This window comes from SAR202 cluster bacterium, assembly GCA_009392515.1.
Classification (GTDB): Bacteria; Chloroflexota; Dehalococcoidia; order Lucifugimonadales; family UBA6952; genus UBA6952.
In genome coordinates, this window is the sequence record VFGE01000053.1 from 1 (window position 1) to 16,332 (window position 16,332).

General features: G+C 34.5%; 20 protein-coding genes and 1 other RNA gene. 10 read left to right on the forward strand and 11 right to left on the reverse strand.

Going from position 1 to position 16,332, the window contains the following annotated elements; genetic code table 11:
* On the forward strand, positions 1–274 hold a 274-nt coding region (locus FI695_07465), incomplete at its 5' end, for an amidohydrolase family protein (GenBank protein MQG51793.1).
* Positions 275–293: 19 nt separating this feature from the next.
* The gene (locus FI695_07470) at positions 294–995 is read left to right on the forward strand and encodes a peptidase E (protein MQG51794.1); all 702 of its coding nucleotides are present in this window, start codon (positions 294–296) and stop codon (positions 993–995) included.
* 78 nt (positions 996–1,073) lie between these two features.
* Here FI695_07470 and FI695_07475 read toward each other — a convergent pair whose 3' ends face one another.
* A complete protein-coding gene (locus tag FI695_07475; protein ID MQG51795.1) occupies positions 1,074–1,607 on the reverse strand; it encodes a DinB family protein in 534 nt (177 codons plus the stop codon).
* 11 nt (positions 1,608–1,618) lie between these two features.
* The gene (locus FI695_07480) at positions 1,619–2,758 is read right to left on the reverse strand and encodes a citrate (Si)-synthase (protein MQG51796.1); all 1,140 of its coding nucleotides are present in this window, start codon (positions 2,756–2,758) and stop codon (positions 1,619–1,621) included.
* Between the two features lie 241 nt (positions 2,759–2,999).
* Between FI695_07480 and FI695_07485 the strand changes: the two genes are divergently transcribed.
* From FI695_07485 to ssrA, 3 genes are all read left to right on the forward strand, one after another.
* Complete coding sequence (locus FI695_07485; GenBank protein ID MQG51797.1) at positions 3,000–3,416, forward strand: heme-binding protein; 417 nt, start codon at positions 3,000–3,002, stop codon at positions 3,414–3,416.
* A 31-nt stretch (positions 3,417–3,447) separates the two neighbouring features.
* Positions 3,448–3,921 carry an SsrA-binding protein SmpB gene (gene smpB, locus FI695_07490; GenBank protein MQG51798.1) on the forward strand — a complete coding sequence of 158 codons (474 nt, stop codon included), beginning with the start codon at positions 3,448–3,450 and terminating at the stop codon, positions 3,919–3,921.
* 179 nt (positions 3,922–4,100) lie between these two features.
* Positions 4,101–4,455: a transfer-messenger RNA gene (gene ssrA / locus FI695_07495) on the forward strand.
* Positions 4,456–4,551: 96 nt separating this feature from the next.
* Here the strand turns inward: ssrA and FI695_07500 are convergent.
* From FI695_07500 to FI695_07520, 5 genes are all read right to left on the reverse strand, one after another.
* The gene (locus tag FI695_07500) at positions 4,552–4,998 is read right to left on the reverse strand and encodes an SRPBCC family protein (protein MQG51799.1); all 447 of its coding nucleotides are present in this window, start codon (positions 4,996–4,998) and stop codon (positions 4,552–4,554) included.
* A 155-nt stretch (positions 4,999–5,153) separates the two neighbouring features.
* Entirely contained in the window at positions 5,154–5,369 is a 216-nt protein-coding gene (locus FI695_07505; GenBank protein MQG51800.1) for a hypothetical protein, read from the reverse strand.
* Positions 5,370–5,540: 171 nt separating this feature from the next.
* Positions 5,541–6,347 (reverse strand): SDR family oxidoreductase, encoded by an 807-nt coding sequence (locus FI695_07510; GenBank protein ID MQG51801.1) that lies wholly within the window; start codon positions 6,345–6,347, stop codon positions 5,541–5,543.
* A gap of 19 nt (positions 6,348–6,366) precedes the next feature.
* Positions 6,367–7,098, reverse strand: a complete 732-nt coding sequence (locus tag FI695_07515) for a hypothetical protein (GenBank protein ID MQG51802.1) — start codon at positions 7,096–7,098, stop codon at positions 6,367–6,369.
* Positions 7,092–8,294, reverse strand: coding sequence for an iron-containing alcohol dehydrogenase (locus FI695_07520; GenBank protein ID MQG51803.1), 1,203 nt, complete (start codon positions 8,292–8,294; stop codon positions 7,092–7,094). Before FI695_07520 ends, FI695_07515 begins: the two co-directional genes overlap by 7 nt.
* Before the next feature lie 204 nt (positions 8,295–8,498).
* Between FI695_07520 and FI695_07525 the strand changes: the two genes are divergently transcribed.
* Genes FI695_07525 through FI695_07545 form a run of 5 tightly spaced genes read left to right on the forward strand, consistent with a single transcriptional unit; the run spans position 8,499 to position 13,792 of the window.
* On the forward strand, positions 8,499–9,224 hold the full coding sequence (locus FI695_07525) for a hypothetical protein (GenBank protein ID MQG51804.1): 726 nt from the start codon (positions 8,499–8,501) through the stop codon (positions 9,222–9,224).
* On the forward strand, positions 9,224–10,393 hold the full coding sequence (locus FI695_07530) for a CoA transferase (protein ID MQG51805.1): 1,170 nt from the start codon (positions 9,224–9,226) through the stop codon (positions 10,391–10,393). Before FI695_07525 ends, FI695_07530 begins: the two co-directional genes overlap by 1 nt.
* Positions 10,390–11,616, forward strand: a complete 1,227-nt coding sequence (locus tag FI695_07535; protein ID MQG51806.1) for a hypothetical protein — start codon at positions 10,390–10,392, stop codon at positions 11,614–11,616. Before FI695_07530 ends, FI695_07535 begins: the two co-directional genes overlap by 4 nt.
* Positions 11,613–12,500, forward strand: coding sequence for a DUF368 domain-containing protein (locus tag FI695_07540; protein MQG51807.1), 888 nt, complete (start codon positions 11,613–11,615; stop codon positions 12,498–12,500). The genes FI695_07535 and FI695_07540 overlap by 4 nt, the downstream gene beginning before the upstream one ends.
* 5 nt (positions 12,501–12,505) lie before the next feature.
* Positions 12,506–13,792, forward strand: a complete 1,287-nt coding sequence (locus FI695_07545; GenBank protein ID MQG51808.1) for an MFS transporter — start codon at positions 12,506–12,508, stop codon at positions 13,790–13,792.
* 6 nt (positions 13,793–13,798) lie between these two features.
* Here the strand turns inward: FI695_07545 and FI695_07550 are convergent, their stop codons facing one another.
* The 4 genes from FI695_07550 to FI695_07565 form a co-directional block, all read right to left on the reverse strand.
* The gene (locus FI695_07550) at positions 13,799–14,659 is read right to left on the reverse strand and encodes a diaminopimelate epimerase (protein MQG51809.1); all 861 of its coding nucleotides are present in this window, start codon (positions 14,657–14,659) and stop codon (positions 13,799–13,801) included.
* Positions 14,656–15,075 (reverse strand): CoA-binding protein, encoded by a 420-nt coding sequence (locus FI695_07555; GenBank protein ID MQG51810.1) that lies wholly within the window; start codon positions 15,073–15,075, stop codon positions 14,656–14,658. The genes FI695_07550 and FI695_07555 overlap by 4 nt, the downstream gene beginning before the upstream one ends.
* A 120-nt stretch (positions 15,076–15,195) precedes the next feature.
* A complete protein-coding gene (gene miaA, locus FI695_07560) occupies positions 15,196–16,146 on the reverse strand; it encodes a tRNA (adenosine(37)-N6)-dimethylallyltransferase MiaA (protein MQG51811.1) in 951 nt (316 codons plus the stop codon).
* 14 nt (positions 16,147–16,160) lie between these two features.
* The coding region (locus tag FI695_07565) for a triose-phosphate isomerase (protein MQG51812.1) at positions 16,161–16,332 on the reverse strand (172 nt) is incomplete at its 5' end.

Consider the following 16,332-nt stretch of genomic DNA (forward strand, 5'->3'; position numbering starts at 1 on the left):
TTGTGGTCTTGATGAAGAAATTGGCTCACTAGAAACAGGGAAACGCGCTGACTTATTAATTCTCAATCCAGGACTTAATGCTTTACCAATAGACGATCCTTACTTTGCGATTGTAAATTCCTTACGTGGTAGTGATGTAAATGATGTGATTATCAATGGCCAGATGGTCATGCGTAATAGTACAATTCTAAATGTGGATGAGAATGAAATCGCCCAAAAAGTATCTGTTCGGGCACCACAATTACGACAAACTATTCTGGATAATATCAATTAATGAGGAGAAAACTGAAATTATGACTGAAAAACAAATAATAGCTTTCGGTGGATTAAGACCTGTTGGGAGAAAAATTCACCCATTAATTAATTATATTTTAGAATTACCTAATAAAGATAATCCTAAAATTGCATATATTCCTACAGCAACAGGAGATGCAGAAACATCTATAGTTGGTTTTTATAACAGATTTCCTGGTGACAGATGTGAAAGAAGTCATATGACATTATTCAACAGAACAATTTCAGATCTTGAAGAATATCTCTTAAGTCAGGACATAATTTTAGTGAGTGGAGGTAATACTGCTAATATGTTAGCTGTCTGGAGAATTCATGGAGTTGATAAGATTTTAAAAAAAGCCTGGGATAAAGGAATAATTCTTTGCGGAGGAAGTGCTGGATCATTATGCTGGTTTGATTGCGGAACAACTGATTCTTTTAGTATGTACGAATTAGCACCTTTATATGATGGTTTAGGATTTATTCCAGGATCTCACTGTCCACATTACGACGGAGAGGCTCAAAGACGTCCTTTATATCATAAACTCGTTTCAGAAGGCTTTCCGGCTGGTTATGCAATAGACGAAGACGCAGCAGTGCATTTTATCGATCAAAAGGTACATAATGTCGTAAGCTCTCGTAAAAACGCGATGGCGTACTATGTTGAAATGCAAAATTCCTCAATTGTAGAGAAAAAGCTCGAAACACAAATTCTTCAGTAGTAGAGAAGGGTGGATTATATATCCACATATATATAACTTCGCACTATATATGTTATGTAAAGTTACATATATATGGTATTAAGTTCTTCTTTTAAGGATAAAGGATTGCTCATTACCTAAGATTTGATCAAGATGCATCCGGTCATGCCTGTAGATAGCTCGTAAAAATTGAATAACATTCATGTCGCCAAAAATTCTATGCTTACCCGCTGAAAGAATTTTTTCCTGAGAATCTAAATTCATACTTTCAATTAATTTAATATTATCTAAACGATTTTGATTAAGTTTATCAATCCAAAACTGTAATGGATGATCATTAGCAATATCCAAGTCATTTAGAAAAATCTGAGAGTCGCCATTTTCAACTGGTTCTTGACCAACTATAGCACCTGGATTTGATAAAATATTATCTGCCCATTCTATCCAGGTTGGTTCAGCATGTATAAGATGAGCTATCTGTTGTTTTACAGACCATCCATCTCCTTCTTCTCCAGTACCTTTTTCTTTAGGCTGTATAGTAGCCTCTTCATCAGATATACCTGAAAGGACTTCTAATAAGCTGGCTCTTTGAGAATCAATTTTATCAAATAGCTCTCTAATTTCATCAATCATGTTTTACTCTATTAACGTGAGTCAATATCCTTATACTCAAGATCCATAGGGCCAACATACTCAAGACGAGGTCTTAAAAGAATATTATTATCATATTGTTCTGCGACATTTAAAGTCCATCCTGGGACTCTACCGAGAGCAAATATTGAAATAAATAAATCTTCTGGAATACCCATTAATGAATATACTGAACCAGCAAAAAAATCAACATTTACATGAATCCCTCGAGCTCCATATGGTTCCATAACCTTCTGAAGGCTCGTTAAGATTTCAAACCATTGTGGCTGGCCTTTTTCTATACCATAGTCTCTTGAACGTTGTTTCATATGTCTTGCACGTGGGTCTTCAGCTTTATAAACACGATGACCAAATCCCATAACACGACCACCTGAACCCAATAAATCTTTTGCATATTTCTCTGCATTATCTGGGCTTCCAATATCTTGAGCCATTTTCATTACTTCTTCAGCTGCACCACCATGTGCAGGACCTTTTAATGTTCCTATTCCAGCAACAACAGCTGAATGTAAATCACTTTGTGTTGATGCAGCAACTCTTGCAGCAAATGCTGAAGCGTTAGAACCATGCTCGGCATGAAGAATAAAATCAACATCCATAATACTTTGTTCTTCAACAGTAGGTTCTTTATCAAATAGCATATATAGAAAATTACCTGCATGATTTAATGTAGTACTTGGAGCTACAGGATCTAAACCATTTCGGATTCTATGATGAGCACAAACAATTGTTGGAGCTTTGGCTGTTAATCGCAGACCTTTTCGTATAATTGCTTCTTGGGAATTATCAGAAACTTCAGGATCCCAATTGGACAAAGCAGATACACAAGTTCTTAAAACATCCATAGGGTGTGAGTCTTTGATCATTTTAATTATATCAAAGATTTCATCTGGAATAGATCTGTCCTGAACCATACTTTCAGTAAATTCTCCTAATTGGTCATAATTAGGTAACTCGCCAAATAGCAATAAATACATTACTTCTTCGAAAGTTGAATTTTCAGCTAAATCATGAATATTATATCCACGGTAAAGTAATTTTCCTATTTCACCGTCTACTAAACAAGATTCAGTGCGATCGAAATAGACATTCATCAAACCCCTTTTTATTTCAATACCGCTGTCTGAAGCCATAAACTATCCCCTTTCCAAAACTATCTTCAAAAGATAATCAATAAATAGGCACTTTATTTGTAAATTGAAATCGCTTAAAATGCGTAAAATTATACAAAATTATTGATTAACAAGTTTGTTGACAGTAATACCATTTATAAACAGCACTACGTAAGTTAGTATGTTACCAATTGACACCTATAAGTGTCAATAAAATCATATATAATTTTGAATTAATATAAATAACAAAGGAAGGTATATCATGAGCACACTCGATTTAAAAACTGCACAAAAAATTCTAGAGGGAGCACAAGCCAAATCAAGTGAATTAGCAGCAAATTTTTGTATTTGTGTTGTAGATCCCCGCGGTGACCTAATTACATTTATTCGAGAAGATGGTGCTCCATGGAGAAGTGTTTTTATAAGTCAAGGTAAAGCTGCAGCGTCAGCTGCATTTATGCAACCAAGCGGGAAATTGGCCGAAGGAGGCCCGTCCCCCATTCATCAAGGATTAATGGGTATGTTGGGCGGCAGAATGATACCTGGACAAGGAGCATTACCAGTCTATGAAGGACAAACTATAATAGGTGCTGTTGGTGTCAGCGGAGGCCCTTCCCAAGAGGACGAACAGGTAGCCTTAGCAGGTATTACCCATGCAGGATTTACTACTGCCCCGTAAATAGAGTTCAATTATGCTTTAGAGCAAATTTATGAAAAAAAACAAAAATTCATCTAATGTAATATCGACTAATCGTCGTGCCAGCTACAGCTATGAATTAGTACAAAAGTACGAAGCTGGCATTGTCTTAACTGGTTCAGAGATAAAGTCAGTAAGGTTAGGTAAAATTGATATACGACAATCGTATGCAAGACCTATTGGAAACGAAATATTTTTAGTGAGTGCTCATATTGCTCAGTACGAGCACTCAAATGCCCAAAATCACGAGCCTGAACGTACCAGAAAATTATTACTTCATAAAACTGAAGTATCTAATCTTATTAAAGGAGTTAATGAACAAGGTTATACTATTGTTCCAACACGGGTATATATAAAAAATAAAGTTGCTAAAGTTGAAATTGCACTTGCTAAAGGTAAACGTCAATACGACAAACGCCAAACAATCATAAGACGAGAAAACGAACGTGAAATGCAGCGTTCAATCAAAAATAAACTAAAAAACTAAACGATTTCTCCTTATAATTACCCCCCTCCCTCACGCTTCACTGTACATATTTTTTCATTATTTTGCATAACGTTTTCTGTTTAATTTTGAAATATAATAAATTATATTTATATTTGGATTTGCCAATTTTATAAAAAATTCGTTATCGGAGATATAGTGTGTTATAATGCCCCTTCAATGGGGACGAGTGGATTCGACAGGGAACCGCTTTGTTAGATTGCAAGCCGAGGATGTCGTTAGTCTCGTAAAAACAATGACAAAAAAATAATTGGCAAGAAACAACTTGCACTAGCTGCCTAAAACCAGCTACGTCTGATCTTTGACTCTCTAGATAAAAGTATCAGGCGCCGTTAATCTAGAGTGCCCTTAATGAAGCCGCTAACCTTCTTTAAGTCAAGAAATTGCTAGCTAGTTTTTTCATAATCTGCCATCGTGATAGTGGATAAATGAAATTATAAACGATGGATAAGCTTGTAGTAGATCTCAACTGAGGATTTTCTGGACGGGGAGTTCGACCCTCCCCCGTCTCCACCAATACATATATTCTGTGGGTTTTTCTCAGTCAATCATTTATACATAGAAAATAAAATATTCCTTAACAAAGTATTAAGGAATATAACAGGGTTGGTTTTATAGAAGTTTCTTCACTTGCTTATCACGATATTGAAACATAAACGTTAATAGTAGCTTATAAAAAAGCCTGCCCAAGGTAGGAAAAAACTTAGGTACATATTCCACTTCATCAACTATCCAGGTCCCACCATTTTCTTCAATAAAACTGTGATTATGAATCCATTTAGAATAAGGCCCTGTAGCTTGCATGTCGGCAAAGTGGTCTGATGGATTCCAGTCAGTAATTTCACTTTGCCATTTTAATATAAAAGGTCGATATCCTATTTTAATCTGAAATGATGTATCTTTTTTTACTTTATTGGAAAGGTATGATTGATCTATATTCATATTCATCAAGGGCGGGGTCAATAAAACTAAATTATTTAGATCGCTAAAAAAATCAAAAACTTCTGTTTTAGTTTTGTTAACCCATACCCTGTTAGTAAAAAATTCAGATTTAGACATCTTTGTACAACCTAGTTATCGTTATATAACTTTACTCTTACTGCAATTGGATTTTCAGTTACAGATGACAAATATTGGTACGACATTGTAATTGCACCTCCGAAACCAAAAACGATTGATGCTGTTAATAACTCTATTCCTAACATTATATCCCCCTAATGTAAAATCATTTCTTTTGAATTAACTAAATCAGATAATGCTGAATCTTGTTTTGAATTTTCAACGAGCTCTTCATTTGCTTTTACCAATGTGTTAACAAAATCCAGCTCCATGATATTTCCGCAGTGAAGACATTGATAAAACGATCCATATGTATCTTGTTTTAAAATCACATCACCACTGCATCGTAAGCAAAGTTTGAAATGCACCATAATTGTCCTCCTACTCTGGTAAATTATTTTTATCGACAAGATAATAGTATATTATATTCTACATAATGTCAACTATATTGCCAAATATTGTAGGATATTAACAACATTTAATATATAAACTGATACTGTTGATGCTTTTATTCGACAAGAGTTATTGCCCGTAAATGGGCATTAATCCATTACTGTTCCACCGTTAATATTGATATGTTGGCCAGTAATAAGTGAGGCTTCTGGACTACAAAGCCAACGAACAACACCAGCAATATCTTCATCGGTTGCTGCTCTCCCCATCGGTATTCGTGAAAGAGTGGCTTCCCACCCCTTATCACCAAGAACATCCATTCTGGCTGTTGTCACCGGGCCTGGGCAAACAGCATTAACAGTTATTTGATTAGGTGCCAATTCATGAGCTAAAGCTTGAGTGAATCCATGTAATGCAAAGTTTGCAGTATTATAGGCAGAAGTACGCGCAGATCCTTGCCTTCCTGCAGTGGACGAAAGATTAATAATCTGCCCTCCCTGATCTTGAGCTATCAATATTTTTGCGACTGCCTTAGCAAAAAGATAACCACCTATAACTTTAATATCAATTACCTTTTTGAAAATTTCATCATCCATTTCTACTACAGGCACCCTATCTTCTGCTCTGGCAAATGCTGCATTATTTACTAAGATATCAACTCTACCAAATTTATCCATCGTCTGTTTTACAACAGAATTAACATCATTTGAATCTGCAGCGTTGCATATTAACGGCAAGCATTCTCTGCCAAGATCTCTTACCTGTTCAGCTGTGCTCTCAATATCTTTCCAGCCTACTTGCTTTTCATCTTCTGGAAATGAATCTGGAGAACGACCAGTACCGGTAATAACTATATCTGCTCCATCCTGTGCTAATGCCACAGCTGCAGCACGTCCTATTCCGCGTAATCTTCCAGCACCTGTAATAATCGCAACTTTCCCTGATAAGTCTGACATGAATCTTACTCCTTATACATTAGTTTTGTGATTGTCTCATTTCTTTAATCGTTTCATCTGTAGGAGGATAATATTTCCCAGGTGGGCAATTTTCAGCTAATATTTTTTTCTTAACATATTCTTCAGCCTCTTCATGCTCTTCAACCCATTCAAGTACTTCTAGAGCCAAATGTTTGGGTACCACAACCACACCTTCATCATCCCCTACTATAATATCTCCAGGCCTCACTAATACACCTGAACACTGGATATCAACATTTGCCTGTACTGAAAGACAGTCTGTTGCAGTGGGTGTCTGATTTTGCCCAAAGACGGCAAACCCATAGGTTCTTACCACTTCTAAATCTCTGATTGCTCCATCAGTAACAACCCCATCAGCTTTTTGCATTAATAAATGTAGTAATTTAACATCTCCTAAGTGGGTTGCAAATGGGATATTCATTGCATCGATCACCAAAACATCACCTGGACCACATGATCCCATAGCTATATATTCAGGAGCATTTTCTCCAGTTATCACTTCTTCTCGTAAATCAGGCCGAATGGGTAAAGAACGTAATGTTCTTGCCCGCGAAGCTATTTTCATTCCTCTTGTTAGAGGTTTTACTGTCTCCATATGGCATTTTATACCTCGTAAAGTATATACAGCAGTCCATACAGTAGCTGAGCCAACTTTTTTATATCGGTTTAAAATATCTTGCGAAATATCTTTGTCTGTCATTCTCCCCTCCATTTTCGAATAAACTACCAAGCCATTTCTAAAATTTCCATCATTCTAGATAAATCTTTTACCCTGCCTGCACCTTGGCCAAAAGCAGGTTCGCTTATATCTAACTTAGCTATTTCCTCAAAGTCTTTTTTGTCCACACTCATATCTCTTAATCGAGTTGGGAAACCTATACCAGCAATAAAATCTGTAAGATAGTTAATTGTATCCCCTGCAAATTCATAATCAGAAGCAGAGCCCTGACTTAAACCCATAATTTTACCAATATTTGCAATAACAGAACTATTAACTTTTTGATTGATTTTCAGTTCTGTTTGTACATTAGTAATACTTGCTAAACCCTGTCCAATATGAGGATATTTATATCGTAATTGCCTACCTAAGCCTGTATTTTCTCCCTGTACATTTGAGTTATACGATGCTTGAGCTGCCCGATTTGCTAATAATGCTGCTGCAGCTAATTGAAGTCTAGCATCACCATCATTTGGATCTTTAAAGAGTTTAGGAAGATATTCCATACACAATTCAAGTGATTGTCGATAATCTGTCAAAGAAAATGGACTAAGCTCAGTGTTTAATAATGCATTAATTGTTCCTGCAACAGTGGTAGTAGAAGTATCTCGATATAGTTCAAAGGGAGCCGTTAATAGTGCGTCCCGGTCTAAAAATATAGTTGATGGCCTAGTTTTAGGATCAAATATTTCCTTTCTATGTGGAGGATTATCATCATAAATAGCAGCGCCACCTCTATCTGCACCATTAGTAGGAGTTGTCAAAACCAAAAAATTAGGAATCTTAGGTTTGGTTAGTCTTGAAACTTCAGGAGGACCTTCGGGGAAATGTTTTGTATAAATATCATCTAAGCTAACCCCTTCCCCTACTAAAATAGTAATAGCTCTACAAGTCACTACAGCACTACCACCTCCAATTACTACTATCAAATCTGGATTGAGATTCTTAGTAAACTCCACACCTTCTTCAACTAATTTTCTTGGTGATTCTTTTCTAGCATTTGTATAGCTTCCTGCATAATTATCTCCAAGTAATTCTTGAACCTGAGTTACCAAATTAGTTGTTTGTGCAACTGAATAACTTGATAAAATCATAACCCTCTTTGCGCCTATTCTTCTGACTTCAGAGGACAAGTTATTGGATAGAGCCCGACCTGCAAATATTCTTGAAGATGGACTTAAATATCGATAATTAGTGGAATGTGCCATATTTTCCTCCGTTATACACAAAATAACTTTAAAACTTGAAACAATATTATAAATAATGTCATCATAATTGTATCCAATAAATTAGCTTTTATTGCCTATCTTTTAATCATGAAATATTGTAATTTAGCAAAAACAATCAAATCTATAGAATTAGCTGTATCGTGCAGTTAATTTTTCAATAACTAATTGGATCATGAATTTACTATGAAAAATACAGAAAATGAAATACCCCAGCTAAAAATACTACACACTTCAGATTTACATTTTCTCGGAGATGATGATGAAAATAACACTGTTGAAAACAAATTTCCGATTATTGTCGATGCAGCACAAAAATTAGATGTAGATTTATTAATCCTTGCTGGGGATATTTTTGATACACACAGAGCTCCAGTTGAACAGGTTTTGGAACTTATAAATCAAATTAACAAAATGAATAAACCTTGTATAGTTTTGCCAGGCAACCATGATGGTAGAATTTTTGATCAAGTTCCAAATGAAATGATTGGTAAGAATTTATTTATGATTCGCGATGAATCAGGAGAAATTCTTAATATACCTACTTTAGATTTATCAATATGGGGCAAACCTACATATAAACATACTCCTGAATTTAAACCATTAGAAGGGATTCCTAAACGGCCTGAATCAAAATGGTTTATAGTTGTAGCCCACGGATTAGTTTTAGACTCTCCTCATTTTGCTGATAGATCCTCACTAATTCATTATGAAGAATTACAAAACGCCGATTGTGATTATATTGCACTAGGCCATGTAGATGTATTTAAGGAAGTAACTCAAGGAAAATCAATAGCATATTATTGTGGTGCACCATGGGGCCCTGTAACCCCCCCTACTCTTGCTATTGTTTCTTTCTATGATAAGGAAAATATCAAAGTTGAACCAATAACTGTTCCACTTACCCCTTAATGGAGAATTATATGAATTTACCTTTATCTGATATAAGAGTTTTAGACCTAACATGGGTAGTCTCTGGCCCACAAGCTAGCAGATTGCTAGCTGATTTTGGTGCGGAGATTTTAAAAATTGAACGCCCTACTGTAGGAGATCCTGTAAGAGCTAATCATGGAATGTTTGTGTATTTCAACAGAAATAAAAAAGCAATTCAAATTGATCTAAATACCCCAGAAGGATTGAGTACATTTAAGGAATTATTATTAATTAGTGATGTTGTGATGGAGAATTTTAGTTCTGGTATTATGGCTCGTTGGGGGTTAGATTATTTAGGGTTATCTAAAATAAACCCTACTATTGTATATCTTAGTATGCCTGGATTTGGTCATGACGGGCCTTATAAAACCTACCAGTCAAATGGCCCCACAATACAGGCTATTTCAGGACAGACATATATCTGCGGTGCCCCTAATCTAGGACCTGCAGGTTGGGGATATTCGTATATGGATCATACTGCTGGATACCTAGGAGCGTCTGCAGTATTACAAGCTTTATATCATAGAAATAATACTGGAGAAGGTCAGTTTATTGACTTGGCTCAATACGAGGCTGCAACATCTCTCATGGGAACATATTTGCTAGATTATGAAGTTAATGGGGAAGAAAATGCCACTACTCTGAAAAGAACAGCAAATAAAGGTGTAAATCCAGCTGCAGCCCCACAAGGAGTTTATGAAGGTAAAACTGCAGACACATGGATAGCTCTATCTATATCAACTGACCAACAATGGGAATCACTAACACATATTTTGAATTCTGATGTACTAAAGAATGATAAACGATTCAAAACATTTGATACTCGATTAGATAACTGGGCAGAACTAGATACTGAAATTAGCACTATTACTAAAGATTTAGATGTAGTTGAATTAGCAAAAAAACTTCAACTACAAAATATTCCAGCCTCACATGTACAAGATACTGTAACTAGAGCAGAAAAAGATATTCATTTAAAAAAACGAAATCATATAACTGAAGTTGAGGATGAAGATGGCCGATTAGTTCGAGTTGATTCACTTCCTTTTAAAATGCAGAGTATACCAGAACCAGATTATACCTATGCACCGCAACACGGCGAACATAACACCTATGTATTTAGTGAAATATTAGGGAAAAATTTATGACCAGAATTTTTGAAAATATCACAATTTTAGAATTAAGTGATAATGCAGGAGAGTATACTGGCAAACTTTTTGCCGGTATGGGAGCTCATGTAATAAAAGTTGAACCCCCTAATGGATCAAAATCAAGAAAAATAGGCCCTTTTTATCAGAATACGCCTAACCTTAATTCAAGTTTAAAATTTTTTCAGAACAATACAAATAAAGATAGTATAACTCTAGACATTACTAAACAGTCAGGATTAGATATTTTTGACCAATTATTACAATCGATTGATATAGTTATTGAGGATGGTCAGAAAATAGGTCAAGAAAATTTACCTATTGGATTTGAGGATATTCGTAAAATAAATACCAAAACAATTTTATTATCTTTATCCCCTATAGGAAAAACTTTAGAAGGTGAAAATTTTTCTACGAATGATTTTATTAACTTAGCATATGGTGGACCGTTATGGAGTTGTGGTTATGATGATCATACTATACCTCCTATGAAACCCTACCAAGATGCTTCATATCATATTTCAGGTCATTATGCATTTATGGGAGCTATGTTAGCTTTAATGGAAAGAACAAAAACTAATACTGGTCAGCATATAGATCTATCTATTCATGAAGCATGTCATAATACAACTGAAGCTGCCATGCCAGCATATTATTACAATAATCGGAAAGTAGGTCGTCTTACTGGTAGACATGCTGCTCCAGCAAAAACAATACCTGTTGTGTTTAAAACTAAAGATAAAAAATGGTGTTTCATTAGAATTCCTGCAAATACTAATACTTGGAATAAATTAATAGAATGGTTAAAAGAAAATGAAATGGAAAAAGACCTTGGCGAACCCGAATATCAAGATTTAAGTTTCAGGCAAGAAAATGCACAACACATTACTGATATCTTAGAAGAATTCTGTGCAAATAATGATGCAAATTATCTATTCCACAAAGCTCAAGAAATCGATATGGTTTGGGCTCCAGTAATAGCACCATATGAATCACTTACAAATGAACACCTAGAAGAAAGAAAATACTTTACTAAGATCTATCATCCAGAATTAAATGAAACAATTCAATATCCTGGGAGACCTTATTTATTTTCTAAAACACCTTTTGAGATCACCACTCCTGCACCATCATTAGGAAAAGATAATACCCGTATATACGGTAATCTATTAGGCTTAACCAAAGAAAATCTAACACTTCTCAAACAAGCGCACGTAGTATGAATTTGAAGCATTTTATAATTATAGCTTTAAAAGGTATGGCTATGGGTGCTGCAGACTTAGTACCAGGTATATCAGGAGGTACAGTTGCCTTAATTACTGGTATTTACGAAAATCTAATAAAATCCTTAAATAAAATAATTTCAGTAAACAGAAAATTATCTGATTTACTAGCTATATTAAAAAGTTCCGAATTTACATTTTTATTAAACCTATTCATAGGAATTATTAGTGGTATTTTGGTATTTTCAAGGTTAATTGAATACTTATTTAACCATTATGAAATTCTGACATGGTCATTTATATCCGGACTAATAATTTCAGCTATCATCTTACTGATACTAAGAATCAAATCATGGGATTTCACTAATATTTTATGCATTATTTTAGGCATAATCTTTGGTCAAATTATTATCTCTGTACAAAACTTAGATACAACGCATACTATCCCTATAATTTTCTTATCGGGATTTTTGGCTATATCTGCAATGTTATTACCAGGTATTTCTGGAAGCTATATATTGGTATTACTTGGGCAATATGCTTATATTATTACCTCATTAAATGACTTAAATATAACCGTAATTACAACATTTATATCTGGAGCAATTTTAGGATTGATTGTTTTTACAAAAATAATACATGCTATTATGACGCGCTGGAATAAAAATACGATTGTCTTGATGACAGGGTTAATTATTGGAAGTATAACAAAGCTTTGGCCATGGAAAAATCATAATAACGAAAATATTTCACCTATGAGTTGGGAGAACATAAATAATACAGAGCATGAAATCTATTTATCAATTTTCCTATTTATATCTGCACTTTTATTGGGACTATTAATTTCAAGTATTTCAATAAATATATCCAGGAAAGCACCCTAATAAATATGCAACAACTCTATAAATTTTTAAACTGGAAACCTAATACTTCTTTTTACTACGGATGGGTAGTTGTTGGTCTGACACTTCCTGCGACGTTCTGTGCCACAGGATTGGCTCAAATAGCTATAGCAGGTGCACAAGATTACATATATGAAGACATGGGATGGTCAAGAAGCAGTATTGCTTTTGCGGCATCTGCAGGTACATGGATTGCTGGTTTGCTAGCTCCAATTATTGGCAGGATAACTGATAAGTATGGAGCTCGTTATCTTATGGTTTTTGGATTGTTAGTAGCTGCATGTTCGTTTTTTATTATTTCCTTTTCTCATAATATCGTAATGTTTTATTCAGCTTATATAACTGGTCGTGCGATAAGTGGTCCGATATTAATCAATCTCACACCTCGTACAATTGTTGTGAATTTTTTTAGAAAAAAACGCAATATAATTCTTTCAACAACATCCACTTTTAGACCTATAAGTGGATCAATAATTATCCTTATGTTTGCTGCTTTTGCTAGTATTAATATTGATTGGCGACAAACTTATATGGTTTTAGCATTTCTAACCCTCATAATTTTCCCTTTTATTTTGATTTTCCTCCGAAACAAACCTGAAGATATTGGATTATTACCTGATGGTATTCCCTACGAACCTAATGATAAATCCTCTAACGAAGATCGAACTCCAGTATTGGATGATGAAAAAAGTTTTACACTAAAACAAGCAACAAAAACTAAAACATTGTGGATTGTTACCGCAGCAATGTCACTTGGGTTAACTGGGCAATCAACTATTATGTTTAGCTTAGTCCCATTTTTTGTCGAATCAGGTATCTCACAAACCAATGCTGCAGTAATTTTAAGTATAGGATCATTTTTAGCCTTAGGAAATATAGGTTGGGGGTATATATCAACTTATATTGGTTCAAAAAATAGTTTTATTACATCCTTGATAATTGGAACTTGTATTACCTACTATTTACTTTCGGTAAATACTTTACCAGAAGCTTATATTTTTATTTTTATCTGGGGTTTAACTGCAAACTCAGCCGTTAACATGGGGCAAATGATAATAGCAGAATACTTTGGAAGAAAATGGTATGGTTCTATTTTAGGTGTTGTGGCGCCTATATCTACCATTTGTCTGGGCATGGGGCCATTTTTAGGAGCATCGATTCGTGATTTGAGTAGCAATTACACACCCTTAATATATACAGTTATCGGGATAAATATTACGGCACTTGTATTGTTATTTACCGTAAGAAAGCCTGAATATAAAGAATCTAAATAATGGTTATTAGCTGACTATCAAAAATGAATCAAAAACGAGTTCGGCAGGACCTTCCATAAATACTGATTGCCCCTTACCTTCCCATTTCATATTTAACTTACCACCAGGCATATAAAGATCAATATTATTATCAGTAAATCCTCTATCTTGGGATATTGCTTGTATTGCACAAGCACCAGTACCGCATGCAAGAGTTAATCCGGCTCCTCGCTCCCATGATCTTGCCTTAATTTTTGTTTTATCCAACACATTTACTATGTGGAAATTAATCCTTTCAGGAAAAAGATCTAAGTTTTCGACTATCGGACCTATTGTATCTAAAGGGAAATTATCAACATCATCCTCAATAAATGCGACTGCATGAGGGTTTCCCATAGACACACAAGAAATTTGTATATCTTGATCATTTACAGAAATTTTATGATCAATAATCTTCGAAAGACTTAATAATGTAGATGAAACAGGTAGTTTGTCTGGAGAAAAAACAGGTTCCCCCATTGATACGTTTACGCTATCGATCAATCCATTAGAGTTTTTATGTGGATACACTGTTAAAACACCTGCGAGAGTTTCAATCAATAATCCATCTTGTTGATATTCGACTATTTCATTTTCAATTATATATTTCGTAAAACAACGGATACCATTCCCACACATTTGTGCTTCGGAACCATCAGGGTTATACATACTCATTTTTACTGGCGCTTTTTCAGAACTTTTTACAACTAACAAGCCATCAGCACCAACACTAAATTTTCTTTCACAATATTTTAAAGCAATATTTGACCAGTTTAGATCTAAGTCACGCCCATCAACTACAATATAATCATTGCCACAGCCATGCATTTTACTGAAAGATATTTTCATGATTTATCCTTTTTCAAGCCATCTGGGAAATGATCATTTATAGCGCAATGAATACAACGGTTAGAAATAACGTCAATATTATTAGCTTGAAGTTTTGAAGCAGATTTTTGATGTTCTACACCTTCTTGCATCCACACAGCAGAAGCTTTTATTCTTATAGCAGCATCAGTGATTTCTGGAACTGCATCGGATCTTCGAAATACACTAACAATATCAATTTGCTCAGTAATACTATCGAGATCAGGTACACACGGTATTCCATGAACACTTTCTTCCATAGGATTTACCGGAATTATTGTAAAACCACAGTTGATCAAAAAATTCGGAGCTATATTACCTGGCCGTTTCTCTTTGGATGTTGCGCCAACAACAGCTATAATCTGACTTTGCTCTAAAATCTCTTTTTCACTCCGCATAATATACCCCCAAAACAATAATTTTTAGTAAATTTCACTGTTTTGCTGGCATTATACCATCAAAAGAAAGATAAATAAAAATCATCTTACAATTGTATATTTTTGCATTAATTTTTCTGTTTAAGTATGTACCAAGAAAGTTTCTAATAAGGTCTTAATTTTAGCATGGTAACTACATTTTAAGTGAGCTATATCAAACCAATGGATTCTAGTATCCGAAATACGAAACCAGTTATATTGGCTTCTGATAAATCTGTGCGTATTGATTTTAATCTTTTCAGTGGCATCATCAATTGATACTTCTCCATTAATATACCTATATATTTCGTCATAGCCAAGGCTACTCATAGAGGAATAACTTAAATCAATATTACTATTTATTAATAGCCTTACTTCTTCAATCCATCCTTCTTTTAGCATTTCATCTATTCTATTATCTACATCTCTATACAGAATTGTACGATCTTTGGTTAAACCTATGATAAATGGATTGTATAAAACGGGATCTTTACTACGCAGTTCCGACCATTTTTTATCACCAGCAATACCTACCTCTAAAGCTCGAATTACTCTCCTAATATTTTTAGAGTCAATAATTTTTGTAGCTTCTACATCTATAGATTTAAGTTCTTCAAAAAGGTGTTCTGCACCATATTTATTCGCAATTTGTTCGAATTTTTTACGGAGTTCTGGGTTAGGAGGAACTGACGGTATAGTCCAGTTTTCAATCAAACTCCAAAAGTATTGTCCAGTGCCCCCTACAAGCAAAGGTATTTTCCCTCTTGAAATAATATCCTCGATCGAAGCTTTAGCCGATTGAAGGAAATCTGCAATGCTAAAATCATCCATGGGATCAACTATGTTTATAAGGTGATGTGGGATTGTTTTTAATAGATGTGGTTTTGGCTTTGCAGTACCTATATTCATATTTCGATAAATCTGTCTACTATCTATACTAACAACTTCTGCATCAATATATTTTAGTATCTGCTCGCTTAAGGCTGTTTTACCAATCCCAGTTGGGCCAACGATGGCAATTAATTTTGATAGTATTCTATTATTCGTTTCCATAGACAACCTAATAGTTACAAAGTATCAATTGTTTGAATAATAGAAAGAAATTGTTCAGAATTTAAACTTGCAGATCCGATTAGAGCACCATCAATACAATCTTGCATCAGAAAATCTTTAATATTTTCTTTACTTACACTACCACCATAAAGAATTGGAGTAGAAATCTCTTTTTTAGTTTTATTA

What these genes read in the sequence shown, in the direction of transcription:
- miaA (MQG51811.1), bottom strand. Translation starts at nt 16,146, where the DNA reads ATGGAAACGAATAATAGAATACTATCAAAATTAATTGCCATCGTTGGC.
- FI695_07510 (MQG51801.1), bottom strand. Translation starts at nt 6,347, where the DNA reads ATGTCAGACTTATCAGGGAAAGTTGCGATTATTACAGGTGCTGGAAGA.
- FI695_07480 (MQG51796.1), bottom strand. Translation starts at nt 2,758, where the DNA reads ATGGCTTCAGACAGCGGTATTGAAATAAAAAGGGGTTTGATGAATGTC.
- FI695_07520 (MQG51803.1), bottom strand. Translation starts at nt 8,294, where the DNA reads ATGGCACATTCCACTAATTATCGATATTTAAGTCCATCTTCAAGAATA.
- FI695_07500 (MQG51799.1), bottom strand. Translation starts at nt 4,998, where the DNA reads ATGTCTAAATCTGAATTTTTTACTAACAGGGTATGGGTTAACAAAACT.
- smpB (MQG51798.1), top strand. Translation starts at nt 3,448, where the DNA reads ATGAAAAAAAACAAAAATTCATCTAATGTAATATCGACTAATCGTCGT.
- FI695_07535 (MQG51806.1), top strand. Translation starts at nt 10,390, where the DNA reads ATGACCAGAATTTTTGAAAATATCACAATTTTAGAATTAAGTGATAAT.
- FI695_07485 (MQG51797.1), top strand. Translation starts at nt 3,000, where the DNA reads ATGAGCACACTCGATTTAAAAACTGCACAAAAAATTCTAGAGGGAGCA.
- FI695_07555 (MQG51810.1), bottom strand. Translation starts at nt 15,075, where the DNA reads ATGCGGAGTGAAAAAGAGATTTTAGAGCAAAGTCAGATTATAGCTGTT.
- FI695_07550 (MQG51809.1), bottom strand. Translation starts at nt 14,659, where the DNA reads ATGAAAATATCTTTCAGTAAAATGCATGGCTGTGGCAATGATTATATT.
- FI695_07545 (MQG51808.1), top strand. Translation starts at nt 12,506, where the DNA reads ATGCAACAACTCTATAAATTTTTAAACTGGAAACCTAATACTTCTTTT.
- FI695_07470 (MQG51794.1), top strand. Translation starts at nt 294, where the DNA reads ATGACTGAAAAACAAATAATAGCTTTCGGTGGATTAAGACCTGTTGGG.
- FI695_07525 (MQG51804.1), top strand. Translation starts at nt 8,499, where the DNA reads ATGAAAAATACAGAAAATGAAATACCCCAGCTAAAAATACTACACACT.
- FI695_07530 (MQG51805.1), top strand. Translation starts at nt 9,224, where the DNA reads ATGGAGAATTATATGAATTTACCTTTATCTGATATAAGAGTTTTAGAC.
- FI695_07505 (MQG51800.1), bottom strand. Translation starts at nt 5,369, where the DNA reads ATGGTGCATTTCAAACTTTGCTTACGATGCAGTGGTGATGTGATTTTA.
- FI695_07540 (MQG51807.1), top strand. Translation starts at nt 11,613, where the DNA reads ATGAATTTGAAGCATTTTATAATTATAGCTTTAAAAGGTATGGCTATG.
- FI695_07475 (MQG51795.1), bottom strand. Translation starts at nt 1,607, where the DNA reads ATGATTGATGAAATTAGAGAGCTATTTGATAAAATTGATTCTCAAAGA.